Here is a 24,753-nt window from a genome sequence, read left to right as displayed (position 1 = left end):
ATAGGTATCTATGCCAAGAGAAGGTATACTAAGTATACCTTTTCTTGGCATTATTTGGAGGTGATGACATGTACAGTGTTCTGGTTGTAGATGATGAAACGATGGATTTGATCGGACTGCAGCAGCATATCGACTGGGACAAGCTTGGTATGAATGTCGTCGCCGCTATCAATAACAGCTTTAGCGCGCTTGATTATATGAAGAACAACAAGGTAGATATTCTTGTAACCGATATCAACATGCCCATTATGTCGGGGCTCGAAATGGTTAGGCAGATCATGGAGCAAAGGCCGCAGCTTCGCGTCGTCTTTGTGAGCGGCTATTCCGAATTCCATTATGCGAAGCAGGCAATCTCGCTTAGCGCGGCCGGCTATGTGCTGAAGCCGGTCAATGACGATGAATTGTTCGAGGTGCTGCAAGGGGTCAAAGCCGAGCTCGACAGCGAGACGACCCGTTCCGAGTGGCAGAAGAGCGAGGCGGTTAATCAGCTGCTCAGCGGACAATATGCGCGTACCGGGCTAACGCCGTCAGCCGGCTTGTCCATCGGCATCATTGAGATGGACGATATGCACTGGAAGCTGCGGGCGGCAGGCGTGGAGAAGCAAAGCACCGCTTTCGATAAGCAGCTGCAGCAGCTTGCGGAGCTGCTCCTGGCGGAGAGTCTGCCTTATTTCTGCAAGACCGATGAGAAACGAATGGTCGTCATCTTGGAAGGCACGCAGCCGCTGGAGAAGCTGAAGCATGTCGTGCATGCAGTCAGCTCGAAGCTGGCCTGGTCGGTGACGGCAGGTCTCGGCACGCTGGTAAACGAGCTCCATCAGCTTCCGGAATCGTATCAGTGCGCGAAGGACGCGATCGCGAACAAAATGTTTTATGGCAAAGGCAAGGTCATTCCATTCTCCGACATTAAACCCCAGACCGGCTTAAAGGCGAAGCAGCTCAGCGAAGTGCTGGACTCGCTCTTTACCGCCTTAATTCAATACCAGCTGGTGCGAATTGACGAATGCGTCGAGGATCTGTGCGCCTTGGTCAAGACTTTCGACGATAAGCATGCGGTATACGTGTATTTGCTCCATGTTATTTCCCAGCTTGATTTTCGACTGCGCACCGTCAATGAGGACTTGTATCAGATTCTCGGTCTTAGCTTCGATAAGCTCGATATCGTCTTTCAATTCGAGACGGTGGAGGATATCCAGTGGTGGCTCAGAAGCCGGCTGTTCCAGCTCTCCGAGAGTCTCTATCAGCGCAAACAGAAGAAGAACCGCAAGCTGATCGAGGAAGTAGAAAAGTACATCATGGACCATGTCGAGGAAGAGCTGACCCTTAAGGATGTCGCGAACTATTTCTCTTTCTCGCCGAATTACTTGGGGTATATGTTCAAAGAGGAAGCGGGCCTGAATTTCAGCGATTTCGTCATTGCGAAGCGGATGGAGCGGGCAAGCGTGCTGCTTCAAGTGCCGAGCACGAAGGTATACGAGGTGGCTAACCGCCTGGGCTATAAGAAGCTGAGCAGCTTTAACCGCCAGTTTAAGGATCAATTCGGATTGACGCCAAGCGATTATCGAAAACAAGGATGAGTGACTCACATGGGGCCAGCCGCGCATCATTCGAAATACCTATCCGTCGGAAAGAAGCTGTTTCTCTCTTATTTAATTCTGCTGCTCACGCCTGTTCTGGCGATCGGCTACTATGCGTATACGTCTTCCGTTCATTCAGGCGAGGAGCAGACCAGCGCGGCCGTTAGCGGCACGCTGAGCCAAATTCATGACAATATCGCCTATCGGATGGAAGATATCAAGCATATCTCGGACGAGCTGTATCTGGACCAGACGATGCAAAATAATCTGAGTAAGTACGAGGAAGGCTACTATAGCTATGAAAATATGTCACGCTACTTGCAGCCGAAGCTGACGAATATGCTCAGCTCGATGGTCGGCAATGTGTGGCTCGATATTTATACCGATAATCCGACCGTGCCCGAGGTTTTCTTCGCTAGAGGCAGCGAGGTTGATCCGCTGTCTGCAGGGCGCGATTTTGAAATTATGCATATGGATCGTTTGAGAATACAGGAATGGTATAAACAGCTCGACTTCCCGCAAGAGATCTATGGACAAACCTTCGTCTGGCGGCAAGTAGATAACGATGCGCGTTTTGGCAACATCTCGCTTATGCGCCGATTGATTAATTTCGATGATGGCAGCAAGCAGTTCGGGTTCATGCGGATTGTTACGAAGATCAGCGATCTGCTTCAGGCTGTCGATTATCGCAAAATTACGGATAAGAGCGTCCTGGTCGTAAGCGATTGGGATGGGAATAAGCTATTTACCTCCGCGCCGTCCCCGCTTGGCGCAAATTGGGATGGCGAGGCGGCCGGAAGCGATTATTTCGTTATGACGAAGCCGATTGCCGGACTGAACTGGAAACTGTCCGCCTATATTCCGCGCAGTTATCTGAAGGAGAATGCGGTCTCCGTCCGGAATGTGTATATTATGATGTGCATTATGGTGGTGGCCGTTCTTATCCTCATCAGTGCGCTGTTCTCGCGCTATTTTATCCGCAAAATGACCAAAATTATCGCGGCCATCGACTCATTCCGCGAAGGGGATTTCTCCAAGCGCATTCATTTCAGAAGCCGCGACGAATTCGCCCAGATCGGCGATGCGTTTAACAATATGGGCCGCAATATGGAAGAGATGATTCAGAACCTGTACGTTGCCAATCTGCAGAAGAAGGAAGCGGAGCTGGAGTTTCTCCAGACCCAAATCAATCCGCATTTCTTATATAACACGCTCTCATCTATTAGCCGCCTGGCTAAATTCGGGCAGAACGATAAGCTGCAGAAGACGGTGTTCGGACTTGCAAAGTTTTATCGTTTGTCGCTGAACGATGGGCGCATTCTTACCTCCATTGCGAATGAGGTCGAGCACTGCAAGGTGTATACCGAGCTGCAGCAGGCCAAATACGAGAATCGACTGCGTGTCTATTACGAGATTGACCCTGAGATATTGGCGTATACGACCGTTAAGCTGGTTCTGCAGCCTTTTATCGAGAACACGCTGAAGCATGCCTGGTATGGCGATCAAATTAACATTCGGATTACGGCGCAGAAGGAAGAGCAGCATATTGCGTTTCGGATCATTGACGATGGCGTCGGCATCCGGCGGGACCTGCTGGAGCAGATCATGAACCCGCGCGGCGTGCAGGTTGGTTATGGCATCCGCAATGTCGATTCGCGAATTAAGCTGCAATTCGGCGATGCGTACGGCGTTTCGCTCTACAGCCGTCCGGGGATTGGAACCTCGGTCACGATTCGCATCCCTTTATATCAGGATCCGGCAATTATGCTGGGCGCTTAAGATTATGACAAGGAAAGAAGGAGCAGCCGTCATGAAGCCGATCAAAGGAGACCTCCAGACGATGAAGGAGATGAATCGCGCCGCGATTCTGCGTTTATTTCATCGGAAAGGGACGTTAACCCGCGTGGAGATCGCGAAGCTGGCCCACTTGACACCGACAACCGTATCTTCGCAGGTCGATGAATTGATCAGAGAAGGATTCATTGACGAGCTGGGGAAAACGGATACGACCGCCGTCGGACGCAAAGCGGTGCAGCTTGAAATTACGCGAAGCAAAGGATATGTCATCGTGATCGGCCTTGGCAGTCAGGCATTTACATGCGCGCTGGTGAATTTTCACGGCGAGATCGTTCATGTTGACGTGGTGCCCGGCGTCCAAGGTAATGATGCTGTGGGGCATTATCTGAGCGAGGCGATTCCGCGCATGATGAAGCAAGCCGGCATCGCCGAGCTGGCACGGATTAAGGGCATCAGCATTGTGTCACCCGGTATTATAGACGAGCAGAGCGGCACCATTAAGCTTTCGCGCGGCTTGCAGCTAAGCGAGTTTGCGGTGAAAGCCCATCTGGCTGCTGCTTATGATTGTGTCATTGAAGTGGTCAATGATATGAACGCATCGGTCTTCGCGGAATATTATTACGGTCTGAATGCCGCGTATCGTAATGTCATCTACGTGTCGGTGGAGGAAGGCCTGGGTGCCGGCATTATCATTAATGAGCAGATTTATGCCGGGTCCAATGGTGCCGCGGGCGAAATCGGCCATACGATCGTGGATGCAGGCAACGGTATGCTGTGCCAATGCGGCAATCGGGGGTGCATTGAAACCGTGCTGACCGTGCCTTATATGCTGCAGCGTGCTCAGATTGCGGCGAGGGAAGCAGCGGGTACAGGTTCCAATGCCGTCGGTGCCGATGTCCCGCAGCATTTCGAGGATGTACTCGCGCTGTACGAGCAAGGCGCGGAGTGGCTGCAGCCGATGATGCAGCAAGCCGCGCAGGTCATGAGCCAGCTAATGGCGACGATTTATAATTTCATGAGTCCGGAAATGCTAATTATCGGCGGCTGGCCGAGCCGTTCGGACGCCTTCATGCAGGAAGTGAAGCGGCGCCTCGACGTGTTCCCGTTCCCAACGGAGACAGGGAGCTCGCGTTTCGTATTCAAGAGCGTCGAGCAGCATCAAATCCTCGCCGGTGCGGCGACATGGCTGCTCCAGGATCTGTTCGGCGGCGTTCATTTCTCGCAGCGGTATAGTTAATCATAACGAAAAGCCCCTAAGAGCATGCATTGATTTAAACACTTACGTGTTTACTCAAATGTCCGCTATAGGGGCTTTTATTTATTAACGGAGCTCTCTACACCCGCACTTCATGGGTTTCGTTCGCTTTAGCGGTCTTTGCCGCCGTCTTCATTTCCTTTAAGGTCTTCAGCACCGTGTTCTCGCCTCGGCCGAAATAATCGTGAAGCGTCTCGTACTCCCGATACAGCCGCTCGTAAGACGCCGTATTGGCCGGAATCGGCACGAACGTTTCCTCCCGGATATGGGACATGTGATCGGCCGCATCCACGATGCTGTCGTAGCCGCCTGCCGAGCGGCCCGCTGCTACACTTGCGAACATCGCCGCGCCGAGTGCTGCCGTTTGGGTGGATGCTGCGATCTTGATCTCCCTGCCGGTAACATCGGCATAGATTTGCATGAGCAGCCGGTTGCGCTGTGGCAAGCCGCCGCATGCGTAAAGCTCATCGACGTGAATGCCTTGTTGGACGAACGAGTCGATAATCTTCCGGGTACCGAAAGCAGTAGCCTCCAGCAAAGTCCGATAGATCTCCTCCGGCTTGGTGAGCAGCGTCAAACCGAGAATCACTCCCGACAAGTCCGCATCCACGAGCACCGAACGGTTCCCGTTCCACCAATCCAAGGCGAGCAAGCCTGTCTCGCCGGGCTCATATGCCGCCGCTCTCTGTTCGAGCCACGTATGAACGTTCACGCCTTCGGTCTTTGCAGCTTGTACCACGTATTCCGGTACCGCTTCATCGATGTACCAAGCGAAAATGTCGCCGACTGCCGACTGTCCGGCCTCGTAGCCGTAATAGCCCGGGACGATTCCGTCTGCAACGACTCCGCACATGCCTTCGACGATCATTTCTTGATCGCTTAGCAGCAGATGGCACGTTGAGGTGCCCATCGCCATGACGAGCTTGCCAGGCGTAACAGCGCCAACAGCAGGTACGGCCGCATGCGCGTCCACGTTACCTACGGCGACTGCCGTGCCAGGATGCAAGCCCATCATCGCTGCCATCTCCTCGGATAAACCTCCCGCTCTCGAGCCGAGCGGGAGGATCTCACCGCGAAGCTTCGTCTCGGTCAGCCCGCTCAAGCGAGGATCCAACGCCGTGAAGAATGCATCGGAAGGATAGCCTGCCTCTTTGTGCCAGATTGCTTTGTATCCTGCCGTGCAGCTATTCCGTACAGGGTTACCCGTCATCTGCATGACAATCCAATCGGCCGCCTCCATGAACAGGTCTGTGGCTTCGTAGATTTCGCTCGACTCATTCACAACTTGCCAAATCTTCGCAATCATCCATTCGGACGACTGTTTGCCCCCATAACGAGCCGGGAAGCTTTCTCCCCGCTGCTTTGCGAGCCCGTTAATGCGATCTGCCTCCTCCTGCGCCGCATGATGCTTCCATAGCTTTACCCATGCATGCGGATTGGCTGACCACTCCGGTGTCATGCATAGAGGGGTTCCTTCCGCATTCAACGGCATCATTGTACAGGCTGTAAAGTCGATCCCGATCCCGATAACGTCCTCGGCATTCACGCCGGAGAGGCGCAGTACCTCAGGCACGGATTTTCTAAGCACGTCCACGTAATCACCGGGATGCTGCAGCGCCCAGTCTGGCTCCAGCTTTCGTCCGCTTCCCGGAAGTATTTCGTCAATAACTCCGTGGCCATATGGGGTTACGTGCGAGGCGACCTCTCGGCCGTTGCTTATGTCAACGAGAAGCGCTCTGCCCGATTCTGTGCCGTAATCGACTCCGATTGCATACTTCCTCGTCATCTGGCATCTCTCCCTTTTACTTATATAGAGGTCCTAGCGTTTGGCAAGCCCGATAATCCGCGCCTACCGGGTCCATGCCGCCGAATGAAGTCCATGCTGAAGGCCGGAACGTCCGCTCATCCGGAACATTGTGCATGCTGACCGGAATGCGCAGCATGGAAGCGAGCGTGATTAAATCGCCGCCAATATGGCCATAGCTGACTGCCGCATGGTTGGAGCCCCAATTGTTCATGACCGTATATACATCCTTGAACAGGCCTTCTCCCGTCGTATTCGGCACGAACCAAGTGGTCGGCCATGTGCTGTTGCTCCGTTGGTCCAGCTTGTCGTGCACTTCATCCGGAAGTTCGACCGTATAGCCCTCGGCTAGTTGAAGCACGGGTCCGACGCCGTCGATGATATTGATACGGGCCATGGTTACCGGCATGCCTTCACGTGTCGTGAAGTCGGTTGAATAGCCGCCTCCGCGGAAGAAGTCAACCGCAGGGCACCAGCGTGTTGCTTTCAGGCAATTGTCGACATCTTCCTGCGTGATGTCCCAGAACGGTTTCATTGCGGGTTTGCCGTTCGCCTCCATTTGGCCGTTCGCGTCAAGTGCCGCGGGGCCGGAATTGATGAGATGGATCACGCCATCCTTGGCTGCTCCGCTTAACTCATAGCCCGTTACGCGCTGAACCGCGGCAGGGCTCCAATAGGTCCGAACGTCCGCGAAGATTTGCGCCGCGTTCGTGAGCAGGTGACCGAACAACATCGTCACGCCGTTCAACGTATCGTTCTCCGTTGCCAGCATGAATGGTTCGCGAATGCCATTCCAGTCGAACGAAGAGGTAAGAATCGCTTCCATGAAGTCACCGTTCGGATAGAAGTCCGTCCATGCGCGCTGACCTTGGAAGCCTGCCGCGATCGCGTTGCGTCCGAGCGCTTCTTCACCGAATCCGATAGCTGCCAGCTTTGGATTGCCAACCATCATGTCGCGCGCAATAAGCGTCATCTTGACGACTGTTTCCCAATCGCCTTGCTTCTGCTCGGCAGTCCGCTGCAGATGCGGAGGATTCACTTCGTTGCCTTCAATGCAGTTAATGCGGGTCCATTCCAGTGCTTTCTCATATTCTTCCCGATCATAGATGCCGAGCTCCATCCGTCTGACGAACTCCGTCATGTCTACGTATTCGTTGCGAATACCGAGGTACTTCTGGAAGAAGGACTCGTCCGCGATACAACCCGCGATGCCCATCGAGACGTTGCCCATCGACAAATACGATTTACCTTGCATGGTGGCGACCGCAAGACCCGCTCTGGCGAATTGGAGCAGCTTCTCTTGTACATCAGGTGTAATCGTCGTATCTCCAATATCCTGAACGTCGCGGCCGTAAATGCTAAAGGCCGGCAATCCCTTCTGGTTATGCGCGGACAGGGCTGCAGCCAAATATACCGCGCCGGGACGCTCGGTGCCGTTGAAGCCCCAAATCGCTTTGGGACGAGTAGGGTGCGTATCGATGGTCTCCGTTGGATAACACCAGGAAGGTGTGACGGAGATCGTCAGCCCGACGCCCGCACGAGCAAACTTTTCTTCTGCCTGCGCGGCTTCCACGACGCCGCCAATGCAAGTATCGGCAATGACGCATTCTACCGGCAATCCGTTGCTATGTCTTAAATGTTCGCTTAGGAATTGAGCCGTAGTTCGGGCCATTTCCATCGTTACTTCTTCCAGCGATTCGCGGATACCTCCGCGGCGTCCATCTACGATCGGACGAATGCCAATCAGGGGCATGCTTCCTTGCAGTCGATTCGTTCCCTTGCTCGTTGTGCTCATAATGGTTTCACTCCTGAATTTTAATAGTCGCTTGCGATGGGGGAAGAGATGGCGGCAAGTGAACGCTCGAACTCTGCCAGAGACGAGGCAGCTGCCCCACAGCCCCAATCGAAGATGGTAAACTCGCCGAGACCGTCTACGGGAGTGCCGTCATGATGGTTGAAGTTCTCCATATGGAAGCCGTAGTCATTCTCGTCGAAGTGCGGATGAACGCGTTCATAAATGGCTTTAACCGCAGGATTAAGCGGGCAGTACATCATATAGAAGGACGATTTCATCGCCCAGAGCGCGCGTGCCCGATAGCTCGCGTTGCCGGTGAGGCGATAATAATCGAGATAAGTCAAAGCGAACAGGCTTTGTCTGGCGTCGTTCCATTCGTCATCGCTGTTCATGACACCGAAGCCGCCGACGGTTGGGACCGGGAAGTAGGCAGGCTGCCAGATTTGCTGATAGAGGGACGCTTCAGCCAACACTTGCTCGCCTGCGTCCAGCCATTCCGCCTTGCTGGTCGCCCGGTAGAGATCCTTGAAAGCTTCTGCTGTCCAATACATACCGAAGTTGCATTGATTGTAGAGGCCGCTTCGTGGATCGAGCAGACCGTATTGCTTGTCTTCCCACTGCTTGGAGCAAGACCAATACGTTTCAAAATCCTCCCAGCGCCCAGTCTGCACGACTTTCTCGGCGACCATGCGAGCCGAGAGCTCGGCTGACGTGACGTAACGGGCATCCGGCTCGATTTCGTTCAGCAAGCACAGCAGCATGACATGCATCGAGGCTTCCGGGCTTTCCAACAAATATGGCGAAATTTGAGAAGTGACCGGCTGAACCCAAGCGGGGAATCCTCCGTTCTTGAGCTGAAGGCTTAACAAGCGATTCACGTAGCTGCGAACAAAGGGAAGGATTCGCACATCGGCGCGTACGTCCCTGTGCCACTTTAAAAGCCAGTAGCAAGTCCAGGAAGAATCGAGCAAATGCACGTAATCTTCGTGTCCGGCGGGACGTCTCGGACCGGACATATACCAGCGCCCGGATTCCCAGCGGTTATCGTCGCCTGCTTGATAATAGCCAGGGAATAAACCGTCTATTTGCGGTGCGCTTAAGGCGAAATTAAGCGCCAGCTCGGATTTACTCACCCAATCCAGGCGTCCTTGTCGCTTGCCCCATTGCGCATAGCCGTAAGCAGTACGCAAGCCGCAGAACCAAGCTTGGTTCCAAAGGCTCTTGGGCTCGCGCCATTCTTGCTCTTGGCCGTGTCCCGGCTTTTGCCTGGCACAGACGATAAACACCACGCCGCCGACCTCTTCACCGTTTAGCGAGAATTGCTGCCAGGTGACGTCCTGCCAGCGGTCGAGCGCCCAGCCATATGCGTATTCCGCGTACGGCGTTAATGCTGCAACAACCGGCGCTTCTTCTTCAAGAGGCATGCGATCGGCAGCGAATTGCTCCCAAAGGAACCGCTCAATGCCCCGGTAATCTTTGTCACGTTGGCCCGATGGCTTCGTCAACTCAAGCAAATAGAATCGGTAGGATACGGACTGGGAGAAATCCTGGGAAGACGGGATCAAACGATGGTAGACATGACCCGTCTCCTCGTAGGCGCTCAATCCGTACATCACGCTATGATTCGCCTGAACGTAATCCATGATGTGGGGAATCGTACGCTCGCGCTCGATGTGCGCCAAGTCGGGAACGAGAGCCGTCATGCGATTTGCGTCCTCGAAGACAATCGCTGGCGAACGGAACATTTTGTCCCCAACGACCATATCCTCTTTCGGAGATAAATGCGGCTTCCAGATGCACGTAAGATCGTTTTCTACCGACATGACGAGCTGAACGCCGCTTATTGTAAGACCTGCGTTGACGGGGCTAATTGTGACTTCAGCCTCGAATACTTGTCTTTCTCCTTCACTCAAACCCCGATTATTTCGAATGTTAAGCTGTACTCTCGCATCCGGCAATTCAGCAGAATAGCAGGCTGCTGCATCCGCCGAATCGTTGAGGGATGCAGCGGCCATTGCGTTAAGTTCGTAACTATGCCATTCGTTCTGAGCAAACCATTTGATGATCATACCTTCTTGAAGCCAAGCCGCCATGAGAACACTCATCCTTTCACTCCGGACATCGTAATGCCTTGGACATAATATTTTTGCAGTAGGAGGAATACGCCTAGAATCGGCACGGAACTGATGGTCGTTGCCGCCAGCACTTTCCCCCACGATATATTCCTTAGGGATTGGAAAGAGGAGATCGCTACTTGAATGACCTGCTTCTTCTCTTCGTTGATGATGACTAACGGCCATAAGAAGGAGTCCCACTGGTTCAGGAATGTCATTAAGCCTAATGTAATAAGAGCTGGAACCGCGGTCGGCAGAACGATTTTGTAATAAATCCGCGTCCAGGCGGCACCATCCATTCGGGCGGCATCGAGAATGTCGCGCGGAATGTCGGCAAAAAACTGAATGAGCATGAATATTCCGAACACCCATACAATCTGGGGAACGATCAACGCTTTGTATGAATTCATCCAATGCATTTCGCTAATCAGCAAATACTGAGGGATCATGATGACTTCGTAAGGAATAACAAGCGAAGACAGGAAGATGACGAGCAAGATTTTTTTGAACGGAAAACGCAGCTTGGCGAACGCGAAAGCAGCTAACGAGTTCACGAGCAAGCCGGCTGCCGTTACAATTACCGCAACGAACAACGTGTTCGCCATGTACCTCCCGAAGGGCTTGGAGGCGTCCATGAAGATGTCCCTATAGTTAGTAAAAGTCCAATGGACCGGGAAGAATAGATGCCATCCGAGCTTGCTGTACCTGAAAATCTCTTCATGGGTTCGGAATGAGCTCATGATCATCCAATAGACGGGGAAGATGACGAGAATGGCGATAATGCTCATGATAATGGTTCGAATGACGACGATGCCGGTCCGGCTCTTGTCCATGTGAAAGCCTCCTTAGGTACGAAATCGGACTAATACTCGACATCTGTCCGGAATACTCGCAATTGAATAATAGAGATAACAAGCACGATCGCGAATAAAATGAAGGCCGCCGCGGAAGCGTAACCCATGTTCATTTGCTTAAATGCCGTTTCGTAAATGTAGTGAACGACGGTACTCGTAGATTGCGCCGGTCCGCCGCTTGTTGTGATGTAGACGGGAACGAAGATTTTGAGCGCGTCCATTGTCGTGATCACGACTACAAAGCCCATTGTACGCTTCAGAAGAGGCAGCGTTACCGTTACGAATTGCTGGAACGGTCCTGCTCCGTCCATGTGCGCCGCCTCGTAGAGCGAATCCGGAATGTTGTTCAATCCGGCGAGAAATACGATCATGAAGAAGCCCATTGCCTTCCAAATACATAAAATAATGATGCCGATCATGGAAATATCGGGATTGGATAGAAAATCCAGCGTCGGAAGTCCGATCCCTTTCAGGATGATATTGAGCATTCCGTAGTCCTTGTTATAGATCAGCCTGAAGATTGTGGATGCGATGGCGAAGGATACGACCACCGGCAAGAAATAGATCGTACGGAAGACCCCGACCCCGCGGAACGACTTTCTAACCAGCAAGGCGAGTCCTAGCGCGATGACCGTCTGAAGCGGAATCACGACGGCAGCGAAGTAGAAAGAATGACCTAGGCTGGCCAAGAAGGTGCTGTCGCTTAACAAACCCTTATAATTATCCAGCCCCGCCGGAGTGGAGTGGGCGGAAATCAGATTGTAATTCTCGAAGCTAATCAGAAGCGCCCGCGTCATCGGATAGAAGATGAACAATAAGAGCAGCGCCAGTGCGGGTAGGATGAACAAGAATGCGGCTCTCGTCTCCTGCTTGTCATACAGGCCCGATTTATATCCTTTCACGGTCGATTCCTCCTGACTTTCATTGTTCTTAGGTAACACAAAGGGAGAGGAGCGTAGTACTCTCTCTCCCTTTGCCGTTACTATCGTGGTTTACTTCACTTGCGCGATTCCGCTGTCGATTTTGTCAACCGCTTTTTTGAGCGCGTCGTCCACATTCATGCCGCCGAGGCCTACGTCTTCAAACAGAAGGCGAACCGCTTCGCTGACTGCAGGATAAGCCGGAGTTACCGGACGAGGATGCGCGTACTTTGCGGATTGCTGAACAAAGATGTTCATCGGATACTCTTTAAGTTCTTGGAACGCTTCCGCAGTCGACAAGCGAGCCGGCAGGTTCTTCGTGTCCTGGTACCATTGCTTGGAGCCCTCTACGCCGGTTACCCAGTTCAAGAATGCCCATGCTTCTGCAGGATGCTTCGTTTTGGCGGTAATCGCCATGTTCCAGCTGCCGTTAGGCGTCACTTGCTTCGCGTCTTTCCAGAGAGGAGCTACGTCGTAATCGACGCCGAGCTTGAAGTTCGGGAAGTTCGCTTCAAGAGCGCCGAATGCCCAAGGGCCATCGATGTTGATTGCCACTTTGCCGTTTGCGAACGCATCTTGCGGAAGCTCTTTAGGAGCAACTTTATCGGTGTTGTATAAGGAACCCCAGAACTCAAGCGCCTTCTTGTTCTCCGGGGAATCCAGGAAGCCCTTCGCTGTCGTCATCTCCGGGTTCAGGATTTCACCGCCAGACTGCCAGAGGAACACCATCTCGGAGAACGGAGCGCCTTCATGGCCGGCGAAGCCCCATGGCGTCGGGTTCCAGCCGTATACGCCGTTTGCTGGATCGTTCAACTTTTTAGCCGCATCGAGCATTTGATCCCAAGTCCAAGCCTCGTCCGGATTTTTCGAAGGAAGCGGAATTCCTTTAGCTTCGAACATCTTCTTGTTATAGAACATGGCCAAGCTGGCATCGTTGTTCGGAGCCGCGTAGATCTTGCCGTCGTAAGTCAAGCTCTCCAGAACCGGTTTGGCGATATCGTCTTTGTTGCCGTCTTTGTTCATGTAATCGTCTAGAGGGAGCAGTGCGCCTTGGTGGGCGTAGGAGGCGAGCGTCGGGCCGTCTAGCGCCATGATGTCCGGTGGATTACCGCCCGCGAGTGCCGTACGGATTTTGGTCTCGTACTGGTCGTTCGGAATCAATTCCATTTTGACGGTGATGTTCGGGTATTTCTCTTCGAACGTTTTAATCATTTTGTTCAAGGAATCGGCTTCTGGAGCGAAGTCATGGCGCCAGAACGTCAACTCGACCGGCTCAGCTGCAGCGTTGCTTGCGTTATCGCTAGCGACGTTTGCCGGCTCGCTGGAATTTGCGTTGTTGGTCTTGTCATTGGAGCCGCAACCCACCAAGCTGACCGTCAGTGCCGAAGTTAATAGCAGGCCTGCAATTTTCTTATTCATATGACCCTACCTTTCAATGGTTGGCTGATGTATTTACAAGTTCATGTTACCATCGCGGCAAGTTGCCTTGAATCCAATCGTATAGGTTTGTAGCATGCAAAATTATCGGATTTGCTCTTCGCCTCGCTGCGTACGATACTCGTTAGGGCTTACTCCGTACATCTTTTTGAACACGCTGCTTAAATAGCTGGCGTTAGCGAATCCGACCAGCTCTGCGATGTCCGCTAGTCGCAGATTCGGATCGGCCAACAACTCCGAGGCTTTGCGTATGCGGGCTTGTACGAGATACTCGCTAAAGGTTGAACCGAATTGCTTCTTAAACAGCTCGGAGAGATAGGTCGTATTGATATGGAACCGATCCGCCAGCATGGATAAGCTGATCTCGTTCATGTAGTACGCGTCTATATATTGGCGCACCGCTTCGGCTACAGCCGTACCGCCGCTTGCTCTCGAACGCTTGATTCCTTCCGTTACAATCATGGCAAGCTCCTTTAAATAAGTGATTGCGGACTGATGGGTCGTAAAGCTCCACTGGGTGATCGGAAAAATCCAATCCTGTGTCTGCCCGACAGCAAGACCGTTTTTGGTGACCGCTTGATCTAGGAGTAGCACGACGCGGAGCATGAAGGAATAAATGTCCTGCAGCGATACCTTTCGCGACTGAAGCATATTCTCTATCGTATGGACGAACCGATCCAGCTCCGCATCCTCCAGCAGAATAAGCAGTCTTTTCTCCACTTCGGGCAGCAGCTTTTCTGCGGGATAAGTTACTTTATCTGCATAAATCGTCTGCGTGATCGCACCCGCCTGGCTTCTGCTCCAAGCCGTCAGCGCCGACAAGAAAGCTTGCCGCACGGAAGAAAGTCCTTCATGCAGCTCGCCCACCGCGATCACCGTTTCCACCTTGAGATGAAGCTTTAACGTGTCGTGCACCAGCTTTGTCAATTGAAGCATTCGTTGTTCACCTTGCTCTACGGTATCCGAGGAAATCAGGTAGTTCATGATGTTCGGATAGCTCGGATGGGGGAAGGCAAACACCGATTGCTCGAGCCTGCTGTTCTCCACGATCTCCCGACTGAGCATCTGGAAGGCTAATCGGAACAAACCGCTCTGTCCTTCTCCTGTTTCGAATCGGTTGGCTGTAGACCGGATCTCGACGCACAGGAAACGGATGAGAGCCTCTTCGTTCAAGAGCGGCGCGAGCTGCAGCATCGCGATATCGCTCCGAAGCGGTAGCAGATGCTCTTCGCCTTCGTCGCTAATCAAAGCCAGCATAAGCTGTTCCCGAACGGCGGGCAGTGATTGGCTTAGTCTCCATTGCGTATCGCTTTGCTCGGTTTGTTTCTTGCGGTCTTCGTCGATTTCGTCACGAACCTTCAAGATAATTTCCTTCATCTCGCTCCGAACGACGGGTTTGAGCATGTAGTCCCTAGCTCCGCACTGAAGTGCCGCTTTGACGAAGTGGAAGTCGTCAAAGCCAGACAGAACGATGACCTTTAAGAACGGATACTTCATCGAGCATCGCTTCAGCAGCTCAAGTCCGCTCATGACGGGCATCTTAATATCCGTAATCATAAAATCATAGGCAGTCTCTTCCAACTTATCCAGCGCTTCCTGGCCGTCTTTGGCTTCGCCGGCAACGAAGAAGCCCATTCCTGCCCAATCTATCTTCAGCTTTAATCCCGTGCGGATTTCTTGTTCGTCGTCGACGATCAATACGTTATACATAACTTAAACCTCGTTTCTTGGAAGACCGATCGTAATCAGCGTTCCTTGTTCGGATGAAGATTGTATGTTTATGCTAAGTCCTGGACCGTAATAGAGCTGGCAGCGAGCCAGGACGTTCCGAAGACCGATTCTTCGTCCCGACGCTCCTAGCACGTCCGATATTTTACCGTTGGTGACTTGTTCGTACAGCTCTTCGATAAGCTCCGGAGACATCCCGACCCCGTTATCCTCAATTCGAATGACCATCCGGTTTCCTTCTTGGCGGACGGATACCCGGACAATGGCCGTATGCGAATTTTCAAGACTGAACTTGACGGCATTCTCGACCAATGGCTGAAAAATAAATTTGACGATAGAGAGATGCTCAAGCGCGGGGTCCACGTTAAGATCGATATCCAGACGGCTGCCGAACCGGATTCGCAAAATAGAAATATAATGCCGAATGTATCTCATTTCTTCCTGAAGCTTGACGAGATCCGTATCCGTCTTGAGGGAGAAGCGCAGCATCTGCCCGAGTGATTCCGTCACGTCCACGACTTCCTCCGACCTGCCTTGCGCGGACAGGCTTCCGATAGCCTCCAGCGTATTGTAAAGAAAATGCGGATTGATTTGCATGAGCAGCGCTTTATATTCCGCATCCTTTCGTCTCATATTCGCTTGGAATTCAGTCTCGATTAGGAATCGCAGCCGCCGGGCCATCGTTTGGAACACTTGGGTTGCATAGCCAACCTCGGTTCTCCCCCGTGGGGCGTTATCCGATGCATGCCGTTCGGCCTCGGATAGTTCCCCGCGCTCCGCCAGTTTCATCGCTTTCACGAGATTGGAGAGCGGCCGGGCGATACTGCCTGACAAGCCGAACACGGCGCCGATCGTAAGCACGAGCAGTACGCCGGCAGCCCCAAGCATCGTCTGCTGCACCCTAGACATTTTCTCAAAGAGCTCCGACTCCGGAACTTCGCCTATGACCGTCCAGTCCGAGCCTTTAAGTTTCCGAAACAGTACGAGGTGCTGCTTCCCCTGGGAGTTCACCGTTATTTTACCTCCGGAATGGTTGTCCTTCAGTATGCTTGGCCATACATGTTTGTAACCGGACATTTCCTCGGGTACTTGCTGGTCGAGCACCGGCAGACCTTCCATATCCAGCAAATAGACCCGGCCCGTTTCGCCAAACTTGATTTTCTCGATCGGTTTCTGAATTTCCTTTGACAGCACGTTGACCTTCAACACCCCGATATTCTGAAAGGTGCTTAAGTGAACTAAATTAAATAGCAGACTATTGGTGCTTTCCTTCTGCAGATAGTTCGGTTGATATTTGTCTAGGTGGGCCGGTGCCCATCGCCGTTCCTCGGATTTAAAAGCGGAGTACCACTCGCTCTTTAGGTACGAGTCGTCGTGGAACGCTTGGTCGTTAATGCCTACGGCCATTCCTTTCTGATCGAACACCGTAATAGAGGAGATGTAAGTATGATTAAGGGAGATCGAAGATAAAAATTTCCGCAGCTCCGCATCGAGAAGTACCTTGCGGTCTTCGCGAAGATTAGGATTCATTTGCCCGCCGATCCATTGCTGGGTCACCTCGTTGCTGAGCACCTGATTCGCGACGTCTTCCACTTGATTAGTCAGCGTGTTGACGAAGGAAGCGTACTGATCCATCGTCTGAGAGGTGGATTCCTCGATGGAATGACCGATCTCCGAGTTCGACATTCCGGTCAAGATGACGACCATGGTCACGAAAGGAATAATTAACAGCACGATGAAGGTGACGGTAAGACGCCCCCGCAATGAATACATCAACGTAGATCCCCTCCGAAATGCGCACGACTCCCTCCAGATCGAGTCTGAAGGGAGTAGGCGCGTAGTCTATGAATTTGATTGGTTATTGGTCTAACAGTTTGAAAAGATTGTAGACAGCCTGCATCGTTTCCGCGCGGACCGCATTGGATTTCGGAGCGAAGGTACCGTCTCCGCTGCCTTTCATCAAGCCTAAGCTTGCGGCCTGTTTCACGAACTCGGAGGACCAATCGGACAGCTTCGCCTGGTCTTTGAAATCGCCAGTCGGACTCGCTCCCGATAGAGCAGTGTCTTTATCCTTGTTCTTGTAATGGAATGCACGAACAATCATGACGGCGATCTCTTCGCGGGTGATCGTCGCGTTGGGATTGAAATGGCTGCCGTCACCGAGAACAAGGCCGGCTTCGCTTGCCGCCGCTACGCTTTGCGCGTACCATGCGTCTTGTTCCACGTCCGTGAATGCGGACTGAGCGGTTGCTTCAATGCCGAGCAGTCGAACGAGCATGGCCGCGAACTCCGCGCGCGTTGTCTTCGCATTTGGCGAGAATTGCGTTTCGGATGTTCCGTTCACGAGGTGCTGAGCCGACATCACCTTCAGGGCTTCATGCGCCCAGTTCGTGTTTGCGACATCGTCAAACGATCTGTCGTACGCCATCAGCGCAATGTTGTTCAAGTTGGTGCCGCTTACGACGGCTTGGTCCTTATGCCTATCGATCGCGCCAGGCAGGTACTCCCAAACGCCGGTCATTTCATTTAGTCGGTATGCGCCGAGCAGCAGCTCATTATCCGAACTTCCTTCATAGTGAAGGGTCAGTTGTCCCGGCAGCTGAGTTCCGTCCAGGTCAACCAGGTTGCCTTTACTGTCGATCGCCGAGAACTGCAAGCTCGCGATGCCGCCTTCCAGCTGCATCCGAACTCCAGGAGGCGATGGTACTTGCGATAGGACTTGAGCCTGCTCACCGGTTAAGGAGCGGATTCCGACGACGAGCTGTGCGCCTGGACCGGCTGTGCTAGCCAGCAGCTTCTCAGCCGCTTGCAGCGTTGCTGCGTTAAGCGTAATCGTGCTCGTTCCGTCTTCAATAATAAGCGAGCTGTTTCCTAATTTGCTTGCAGCGCCCTCGGGAAGCAGGACCTGATCTTTGCCTTGCGGCAAACGCAAGTGAATGCCGTCCTTCGGAGGAGATTGCCATTGCTCCGCTGGAATAATGGCTACCGTGTTAGGCACGGAAGGCGTAGGTGGAACGGGAATCGAGATATAAGGAATATCCAGCGTTCTTGCGCTAGCGGACAAGCCGTCGTTCCAGTTCCCTGCCGCATCCGCTGCTTTAACCTTGAAGTCGTATACCGTGCCGCTAGTTAAGCCCGTTACCGTATAACTTTGGACGGAATCCAACACCGTTGCGAGCAGGACATTGTTCTGATAGACCCGATATTGCGTAACTCCTACCTCGTCGCTAGCCGGGCTCCAAGCTAATTGCAGGGCGGTTTGAGAAATGTTGGTCGCTTCGAAAGTTGCTCCTTCGCTCCATACCGGTGCGAGAATGTCGGAATTACCCGGTTCTTCATCTTCGTTCAGCGTCGCAGCAGTTGCCGATGGGCCGTCGGAACTCCAGTTGCCTGCCGCGTCCGCCGCTTCTACCTTGAACTGATATTCCGTGCCGCTCGACAACCCATCTACCGTATATTCGTTTATCGAACCGGCTACCGTCGCGATTGACGTTCCGTCTTGATAGATTTGGTAGTGCGTAACTCCTGTATCATCGCTTGCAGTGCTCCAAGCTAATTGCAGCCCGGTCTTAGTGATGTTAGCTGCACTCAAGGAAGATTCCGGCGTCCATACCGGCGCCAAGACATCCGGTTCGCCAGGTGTATTTTCGCTTAGCGTGCTTGCTGTCACCGATGGTCCGTCCGTGCTCCAATTTTCCACCGCATCGACGGCTTCGACCTTGAAGCTGTATTCAGTTTCAGGTGTTAATCCTTCTACCGAATAACTTTGAACGTTCCCTGCAACGGTTGCTATAGGAAGGCCATTCTGATACACGCGGTACTGTGTAACGCCTGTGGTATCAACTGCGCTGTTCCAATTCAATGTCATACCAGTGCTTGTCGCGTTCGAAGCGGTTAGGCTTGCACCTGTCCAAGCCGGAGCATCGACATCCCAGACATGGACTTGAAGATTATCGTACTCGGCAGTTCCCTGGAATGCGAACAATCCGAATTTACCGGAAGCATACGTCGAATCGTTCTTGTCAATGGCAAGTACGCCGTCTAGATAGACTTTGATGTTGGAACCCTTGACGACGACCTTCAGGTGATAGGTCTGATTTAACGCTTTGGTAAAGGAGGTATACCGAATAATCTCCGAATAAGGTCTCTTCGCCAGCTTAAGTCCGTCATATACGCTAAGGATGACATCATAGCCCTGCGTTCCATTAACGTTCGTTCTGAAGCTAATGCCCGTGGAGTTGCCGTTAATCAGCTTCACGTCCGCACTATAGACGAAATCCTGTCCTTGCTTGTCGAAAATATTCCAAGCGTCGAACCAGCTGTTGGCCGTCAAATAGTCGACCCTCATACGATCGCCTGTATTGCTCCATACTCCGCCATTCGGAGCCCAGCCGGACGTGTCCCCATCATCGAAGTTCTCCGTGAATGTCTCTGTTCCGGTTACCGTGATCGCTACGGAATTCGAGACTTTCGTGACACCGTTAAGCTTCACGGTCACCGTAAGGTTCGCCGTTCCGAAGCCCTTCGCGGTTACAGTACCGTCGGCCGCTGCCGTCGCTACCGCTGCATTATCGCTTGCATAGGTAATTGTTGCGCCATTGAGATCCGCTACGGTCCCGTTCGTCATCGTTCCGCTTACCGCAACTGTCGTTATTGCGGCGATATTCATCTGCGGAGTGGAGACCGAAGCCGAAACGCTGTCTAATAGAGCGACAGTATCGTCAATGGTGATGACAAGATCCGCGCTAGTTGAGCGCACGGTTGTACCGTTAAGCGTAATATCCGCGTAGATCGTTGCGGTACCTGCGCCAATTGCCGTTACTTCACCGTTAGCATCCACGGTCGCGACCGATTCGTCGCTGCTTGCGTAGACATAAGTTGCCGCCGACAAGTCAGCTTCTTCTTCAGTATTCAGCTTGCCTGTTGTTAGAAGCTGCGTCGACTGGCCGACAAGCAGGGAGGAATCCGCAAGCGTTGCCGTTGCTTGATCCAACTTAAACGTTGTTTCTGCCTTCAGGTTATCGAACGAAGCTTCGCTCTGGAACGAGAACATGCCGAATTTGCCGAATGTATAGCCGTATACGGTTTCGTTATAATCCATTTTCAAAGCGCCGTTTAAGTACACTTTAATGTTGTCATCCTTAGCTACAATCTTGACATGGTACGTCTGATTGTCCGCGAAAGGAGTTTGTACGGTCTTGAAGGCACGATAGGGTCGGCCCGCAAGCTTCAAGCCTTCGTTCTTGTCCAAGATGAGATCGTAGCCGGTCGATCCCGTATCGTTCGTTCGGAAGCTGAGGCCGGCCGCTTGGCCATTCTTGAACGTAACGTCTCCGCTGTATACGAAGTCCTTGCCTTGGGCATTCATAATATTCCAGGAATCCCAGCCCGTTGGCTGCGGATTGCTCACCTTGGCCTGGCCGTCCTGAACACTCCAGGCACCAGGACCGCTCTTTGCCCAACCGACAAGATCTCCATCGTCGAAGTTATCCGCGAAGCCCGTGAATTGACTCGGATCGATAACGGTAATGCTGATGGAATTCGGAGAAGTTACGGTTATCCCGTTAACTGTGACTTCCATCGTTATCGTTGCCGTTCCCGCTCCGTTAGCCTTCAGCATGCTGCGGCTTTCCGGATCGGCATTGGCCGGATCATGGGTTACGGTGGCTACGCCAGGATTCGAGCTGATGTAATGAATTTTCGTGCTTGCCGGCATATAGCCGAGGAACCACCATATGCCATCCTTCAGCTTCGCCCACGGCCATACTTGTACCGTCTCGTTCACCATGAGGTTCATGCTTTCTTTATCGTCTTTGTAATAGATTTCCGCGTAGCTTAGATCTTCGACTTTCATGGCCAGCGAATTGGATTGCTTGGTAACGCCGTTAATCGTTACCGAAGCGGACACGTTCGCCGTGCCAACTTTCGTTGCCTTCAATAACTCATCATTCTCCATAAGCACCGTCGGATCGCTAATGACGTATCGGCGCAGCGCCGGGACATGGGTGACATCCAGCGTTTCGCCGTTATCGAACGTCGCAATGACCGGAATTTCTTTCTCCTGCGTCATGAGCATCGTATTCGTCTTGTAGCTGGAAATACTGACGCTGACTAGTGAAGGAATGGCCACTGAGCTGGCGCTGTCGTTAGCCAATGTGTTATCGAAACTCACTCGCCCTTGCGCATACAAGCCCGCATGGCCTTCCCCGTAGGTGGAATCAACAATGTGGAATACTTTCGTGCCATCCAGATAACCCATGAGAATCGGACCAGCCGCAATGACCTTTAACGTATAGGTTCTGTTCATGTTTACGTTCATCGGCTGGGAGTAAAGCACCTGACCTTGGCGGGTGGCCAACTTCAGTTCGCCTTCGTTGCCTGCTTTGGAATCCAGTATGAAGTCGTAGCCATCCTCGCCGGTCTCATTCGTCCGGAAGCTTAGTCCCGCTGCGCCTTCCTCATTCAGCTTGATGTCCGTGCTATAGATCAGATCTTCCTGCGTGGAATCGTTAAGCAAGAGATCGCCGTCCGCGCTTTGGGCTTCAAGTTTGCCGCTGCCTGCTGTCCATGAATCGCTGTTTAGCGAGCTCCAGTCGGACAGATTAGCGGAATCGAAGTTATTCTCGAAGCTCAGATGCGGGATGTCCATTTGAACCGCGTAAGTGGAGCTGGTCGTACCAATGCTGCCGTTCACCCACACCCACTTGGAATCGCCGGAAATTTCCTCGCTGTACTCGCTCGGATTAAGCGCGCTTCCATTCTTGGTAACCGCCGTGACAGCAGCATCCTTGGCGAACGGACCGAAGCGGAACTGAGATCCTTCTACCGCATTCGCGGCAGATACTCGAAGAGTAGCTTGCTCCGGTTGAATAGAATAGTCGTAGGAAATGTCGGTCTGGCCGATGTTCCCGGAGCCGTCGCGATAATGTGCCAACCAGTCGTTGACTTTAACGCCGTCCCAGCTGCTAGGAATGCGCGGCACGATGTTCAAGTTAGAGTTGCCTTCCAGCGCGTCGTCGAGGCCTGCCATCACGCGCACGTTCTTCAATGCGACGATATACTCAACCAAGTTCATGTCTTCATTGGCGCCGCCGTTGCCGATTTCGTTCTGCTCGGCAATCCCGTGGTCCGACTTGTTCACTTCGCGAACGAGCAGCCAAGGAGAAGTCTCCTGAACGCCTTCATTATCGTGAGCGAAGTTCAAATCCGTGCTGTTCCATATCACGTGCTGCAAATTCTTCTTTGCCATATCCATTCGATCGCCCATCAGCATGGATAGGAGAGGCCAGCCTCCGCGTTCGGACAGCACCCCGTAATCGGTACCGAAGCCGCGATTATGACCGTATAGCTTCCAATCCGCCCAGAAGTTTTCCGAGTGGTAATCCAATGTGTTGTTTGTAATTTGACGCCAATCTTCGACCGCGCTGTTGCGCGTATCCGTTGGCGATTTGTAGCCATAGTACAATTCCTCTTGACTGCCGACTCCGAACCAGCCTGCATTGATCCAAGGAGCATCGCTGCCGTCGGTTTTGGTGCCATCCAACGAATAGCGCCAAGTATCTTTCTTAATCGTATGGCCAAGCCATGTAAGATCCGTATGCGCAACCAGATTATCGCTGATTCCCTGAGCGAGAAGATCAGCGGAAGCTAACCAGGCCGCCGCTTCGTTGGCATGACCTGTTTTGCTGGCAACCTCAGCACCGGCTAACAACGCGAAGTAAGCAATGGAGTTATTGTAGATACCGTAGCCTTTGTTGGTCGTTTCGAGGCCGGTACCTTTGATTAGATGATAGCTATTATTGCTGATTTGATCCTTGTAATAATCCAGTCCATCCTTCATCACCGGCCAAGCTTTATTCACGTAATCGCCGACATAGTTGTCGCCTTTGATCAAATAAGCAATGGTCGAGAATACGAGTCCGGCAGCTCCGTTATCCCCGGTGTAATGATTCGAGGCGCTGCGGAATAATGAGGCCTGCTTTGCTTCGTCGACATATCCCCATCTCGCCATCTCAAGCATTGCCGGAGCCGAGTCGGCTACCCAATACAAGAGAGGGAAGATCCCGTTAGGCAGCGAGGAATCGATGAAGCCAGTGCTTTTCTCCGTCATCATGTCCATATGGAAGTACATGGTGTTGTTGACGAGACGGGTCCAATCCTCGGCCATCTCGTTGCCCTTAAACACGACCTTCAGCGAGTCGTCGGAGGTTGCGCCTTCCGTCACTTCCACGAGGCTCACGAAATCAATGGTGGACCCGGTTGCCGTAGCTATTCTTACGGAATTCGCTCCACCCGTGATATACGAGGTAACGTCCATATCCGTAATCCGTTCTTTGCTCGCTTCTCTCGTGGCTTCGATCGAACCGTTTGCGCCGAAGTCGAAGGTATGGTTACCCGTACCGCCGATTAGTCCCGCCAGTAAGTAGTATTTCTTACCGGGAGCCGGGGCCGGTTGATTCCAGTTCAGAACGACCGTTCCCGATTGGCTCAGTGCGGAAATAGCCGTCCCGGAAGCCGGCAGGGAGAGATTCGTAGAGCTCCCTTTAAACTCGCTGCTTGTCCCCTCATAGTAACCTGCTTGCCACAAGACTTTGGAGGTGTCCCATACGATGTGGCTGATGCGGTCACGCCAAACGGAGGATGGCCCGAGCTCGAGCCAGTGAAGATTGACGCCTTCTCCGTCCGTCGGATCGGCATCCTCGAATTTCAATTCCACGTAACCATCGGCCCAGAGGGATGGATCCGATAGCGTGAATTCCCATGGCGTCTGAACGCCGAGCCCGCTGTTCCCCGTGTTGAGCAGCGTCTGTCCTTCGGCTGTCAGCTTGATTTCGCCGATCCCTTCCATCGCCAGATAGAGAGGAGCCGTCTGCGATGGATCTACGGGAATCTTATAGGAGAAATAAGCGCTTCCATTTGCAACCCGTTTTGTCACCTTCTTATGCCAGCCGTAACGAGCGAAATCCGCCACTCCGTTGCCTTGGCTCTCGATCTTGGCTTCCGAGCCGCTATTCTGTTCCAAGTACAGTTCCTTTACGACTGAGCCGACCATCCGACTGCCCGATGTATCGGAATTACCCGCATCCGCTCCCGCGTAGATCCGGATTTGTCCCGGCTGCGGCGAATCCGAGAACGAGCCGGGCGTTACTTCGGTTGTGGGTACGCTGGCATGGGCAATACCCGCGCCAGTACCCGGAAATGCCGATCCGGATACGATTAATACGGCAAAACAGCCAAGCAATGTTTTCTTCAATCTACTGTTCATGCACCCTCACCCCACTGAAGTCTATTTAATGATGGATTTACCTTATCACGAACATGAAAGCGCTTTGAATTTCATATGATCGGAATCTAGAGTACAAATTTATCGGTTTCCCTGTTAGAGATGAAAATAGACGTCCTCGTACAAGCTTCGACCATTATTTCATATCCTTCAAAACACCTGCAATCGGGAAAATACTGGAAAGTTTCA

Annotated in this window: 12 protein-coding genes; 3 read left to right on the top strand and 9 right to left on the bottom strand. The window is 52.6% G+C overall.

Features of this window, described 5'->3' with window-relative positions; genetic code table 11:
* Window positions 1-68: 68 nt before the first annotated feature.
* From AC6ESO_RS23930 to AC6ESO_RS23920, 3 genes are read left to right on the top strand one after another with little or no spacing between them, the layout of a single operon-like run.
* On the top strand, window positions 69-1,577 hold the full coding sequence (locus AC6ESO_RS23930; protein WP_497093586.1) for a response regulator: 1,509 nt from the start codon (window positions 69-71) through the stop codon (window positions 1,575-1,577).
* A gap of 9 nt (window positions 1,578-1,586) precedes the next feature.
* Window positions 1,587-3,356, top strand: a complete 1,770-nt coding sequence (locus AC6ESO_RS23925) for a sensor histidine kinase (RefSeq protein WP_497093585.1) — start codon at window positions 1,587-1,589, stop codon at window positions 3,354-3,356.
* Between the two features lie 31 nt (window positions 3,357-3,387).
* Window positions 3,388-4,611: an ROK family transcriptional regulator gene (locus tag AC6ESO_RS23920; protein WP_497093584.1), complete on the top strand. Its 1,224-nt coding sequence runs from the start codon at window positions 3,388-3,390 to the stop codon at window positions 4,609-4,611.
* Between the two features lie 97 nt (window positions 4,612-4,708).
* Here AC6ESO_RS23920 and AC6ESO_RS23915 read toward each other — a convergent pair whose 3' ends face one another.
* The 9 genes from AC6ESO_RS23915 to AC6ESO_RS23875 all read right to left on the bottom strand — a co-directional run bounded on the left by AC6ESO_RS23915 (window position 4,709) and on the right by AC6ESO_RS23875 (window position 24,546).
* A complete protein-coding gene (locus AC6ESO_RS23915; protein WP_497093583.1) occupies window positions 4,709-6,415 on the bottom strand; it encodes a ribulokinase in 1,707 nt (568 codons plus the stop codon).
* A gap of 16 nt (window positions 6,416-6,431) precedes the next feature.
* Complete coding sequence (locus tag AC6ESO_RS23910; protein ID WP_497093582.1) at window positions 6,432-8,228, bottom strand: L-fucose isomerase; 1,797 nt, start codon at window positions 8,226-8,228, stop codon at window positions 6,432-6,434.
* A gap of 20 nt (window positions 8,229-8,248) precedes the next feature.
* Complete coding sequence (locus tag AC6ESO_RS23905; RefSeq protein WP_497093581.1) at window positions 8,249-10,333, bottom strand: hypothetical protein; 2,085 nt, start codon at window positions 10,331-10,333, stop codon at window positions 8,249-8,251.
* Window positions 10,330-11,175 (bottom strand): carbohydrate ABC transporter permease, encoded by an 846-nt coding sequence (locus tag AC6ESO_RS23900; RefSeq protein WP_497093580.1) that lies wholly within the window; start codon window positions 11,173-11,175, stop codon window positions 10,330-10,332. Before AC6ESO_RS23900 ends, AC6ESO_RS23905 begins: the two co-directional genes overlap by 4 nt.
* A 29-nt stretch (window positions 11,176-11,204) precedes the next feature.
* Window positions 11,205-12,098: a carbohydrate ABC transporter permease gene (locus tag AC6ESO_RS23895; protein WP_497093579.1), complete on the bottom strand. Its 894-nt coding sequence runs from the start codon at window positions 12,096-12,098 to the stop codon at window positions 11,205-11,207.
* Between the two features lie 90 nt (window positions 12,099-12,188).
* Window positions 12,189-13,535, bottom strand: coding sequence for an ABC transporter substrate-binding protein (locus AC6ESO_RS23890; RefSeq protein ID WP_497093578.1), 1,347 nt, complete (start codon window positions 13,533-13,535; stop codon window positions 12,189-12,191).
* A 102-nt stretch (window positions 13,536-13,637) separates the two neighbouring features.
* Window positions 13,638-15,263 carry a response regulator transcription factor gene (locus tag AC6ESO_RS23885; protein WP_497093577.1) on the bottom strand — a complete coding sequence of 542 codons (1,626 nt, stop codon included), beginning with the start codon at window positions 15,261-15,263 and terminating at the stop codon, window positions 13,638-13,640.
* 3 nt (window positions 15,264-15,266) lie between these two features.
* A complete protein-coding gene (locus AC6ESO_RS23880) occupies window positions 15,267-17,054 on the bottom strand; it encodes a sensor histidine kinase (RefSeq protein ID WP_497093601.1) in 1,788 nt (595 codons plus the stop codon).
* 85 nt (window positions 17,055-17,139) lie between these two features.
* The gene (locus AC6ESO_RS23875) at window positions 17,140-24,546 is read right to left on the bottom strand and encodes a fibronectin type III domain-containing protein (protein ID WP_497093576.1); all 7,407 of its coding nucleotides are present in this window, start codon (window positions 24,544-24,546) and stop codon (window positions 17,140-17,142) included.
* Between the last annotated feature and the right edge of the window lie 207 nt (window positions 24,547-24,753).

This window comes from Paenibacillus rhizoryzae, from assembly GCF_059686995.1.
This window is presented reverse-complemented; position numbering and strand designations above follow the sequence as displayed.

Coding starts and splice junctions, on each gene's coding strand:
- AC6ESO_RS23930 (WP_497093586.1), top strand. CDS start 69: ATGTACAGTGTTCTGGTTGTAGATGATGAAACGATGGATTTGATCGGA.
- AC6ESO_RS23925 (WP_497093585.1), top strand. CDS start 1,587: ATGGGGCCAGCCGCGCATCATTCGAAATACCTATCCGTCGGAAAGAAG.
- AC6ESO_RS23920 (WP_497093584.1), top strand. CDS start 3,388: ATGAAGCCGATCAAAGGAGACCTCCAGACGATGAAGGAGATGAATCGC.
- AC6ESO_RS23915 (WP_497093583.1), bottom strand. CDS start 6,415: ATGACGAGGAAGTATGCAATCGGAGTCGATTACGGCACAGAATCGGGC.
- AC6ESO_RS23910 (WP_497093582.1), bottom strand. CDS start 8,228: ATGAGCACAACGAGCAAGGGAACGAATCGACTGCAAGGAAGCATGCCC.
- AC6ESO_RS23905 (WP_497093581.1), bottom strand. CDS start 10,333: ATGAGTGTTCTCATGGCGGCTTGGCTTCAAGAAGGTATGATCATCAAA.
- AC6ESO_RS23900 (WP_497093580.1), bottom strand. CDS start 11,175: ATGGACAAGAGCCGGACCGGCATCGTCGTCATTCGAACCATTATCATG.
- AC6ESO_RS23890 (WP_497093578.1), bottom strand. CDS start 13,535: ATGAATAAGAAAATTGCAGGCCTGCTATTAACTTCGGCACTGACGGTC.
- AC6ESO_RS23885 (WP_497093577.1), bottom strand. CDS start 15,263: ATGTATAACGTATTGATCGTCGACGACGAACAAGAAATCCGCACGGGA.
- AC6ESO_RS23880 (WP_497093601.1), bottom strand. CDS start 17,054: ATGTATTCATTGCGGGGGCGTCTTACCGTCACCTTCATCGTGCTGTTA.
- AC6ESO_RS23875 (WP_497093576.1), bottom strand. CDS start 24,546: ATGAACAGTAGATTGAAGAAAACATTGCTTGGCTGTTTTGCCGTATTA.